Here is a 1,040-nt window from a genome sequence, read left to right on the forward strand (position 1 = left end):
CTCCTCGGCGGCGCGGTCATCGTCGAGCAGATCTATGCCCTGCCCGGCCTCGGCCGCATGGTGCTCGACGCCATCCTCCAGCGCGACTACGCGCTGGTGCAGGGCAGCGTGCTGTTCATCGCCTTCAACTTCATGATCGTCAATCTCCTGGTCGACCTCGCCTATGTCGCGCTCGATCCGCGCATCCGGCTGGGCGAGCAGTGATGCGCATGCTGCGCGCCATCTTCAGGCACAGCAGCGGCCGTATCGGCGGCGTGATCGTCGGCGTCTATCTCCTGGTCGCCATCCTCGGCCTGTTGGGACTGACCCCGCACAATCCGATCACGCAATACCGGGTCGACCGGCTGCATGCGCCCAGTGCCGCCTACTCGATGGGCACCGACCTGTTCGGCCGCGACGTGGCGAGCCGGCTGATGGCGGGCGTCGGCCAGTCCTTCACAGTGGCCTTCTTTTCGGTCGCCTTCGCCGCGCTTGCCGGCACCGTGCTTGGGCTCGCCGCCGCTTGGCTCGGGCGTCGCTGGGACGGCGTGCTGATGCGGATCATGGATGTGCTGCTGGCTTTTCCTGCCATTCTTCTGGCGCTGCTGATCGTCACCGTTGCCGGACCGGGCACATGGACCAGCGTGGTCGCCATCGGCATCGTCTATACGCCGATCTTCACACGAGTGGTGCGCGGCCCTGCTTTGTCGCTCAAAGCGCGCGAATTCGTCGACGCCGCGCGCACCTTCGGCAGCAGCTCCAGCTACATCGTCACGCGGCACCTGCTGCTCAATCTGGTCGCGCCGCTGACCGTCCAGGTGACGCTGGCGCTCGCCTGGGCATTGCTGACCGAGGCCGGCCTGAGCTTCCTCGGTCTCGGCACGCAGCCGCCGGCCGCTTCGCTCGGCCTGATGCTGAGCGACAGCCGCAATCTGATGGAAACCGCCCCATGGCTGATGATCTTCCCCGGCCTGGCGATCATGATCAGCATTCTGGGCTTCAACCTCTTGGGCGACGCCTTGCGCGACATCCTCGATCCGAGGATGCGGAGAGCGCTCGCA

At 66.2% G+C, this 1,040-nt stretch carries 2 protein-coding genes; both read left to right on the forward strand.

Annotated elements, in window-relative coordinates:
• Positions 1–204, forward strand: a 204-nt coding sequence (locus FJ980_RS34170; RefSeq protein ID WP_140547732.1) for an ABC transporter permease subunit, incomplete at its 5' end; no start/stop codon positions are given.
• Positions 204–1,040 (forward strand): ABC transporter permease (locus tag FJ980_RS34175; RefSeq protein WP_140514607.1); only part of this gene is annotated, 837 nt, incomplete at its 3' end. The genes FJ980_RS34170 and FJ980_RS34175, both read left to right, overlap by 1 nt.

Origin of the sequence: Mesorhizobium sp. B1-1-5 (assembly GCF_006443065.1) — a bacterium.
Lineage (GTDB): Bacteria > Pseudomonadota > Alphaproteobacteria > Rhizobiales > Rhizobiaceae > Mesorhizobium.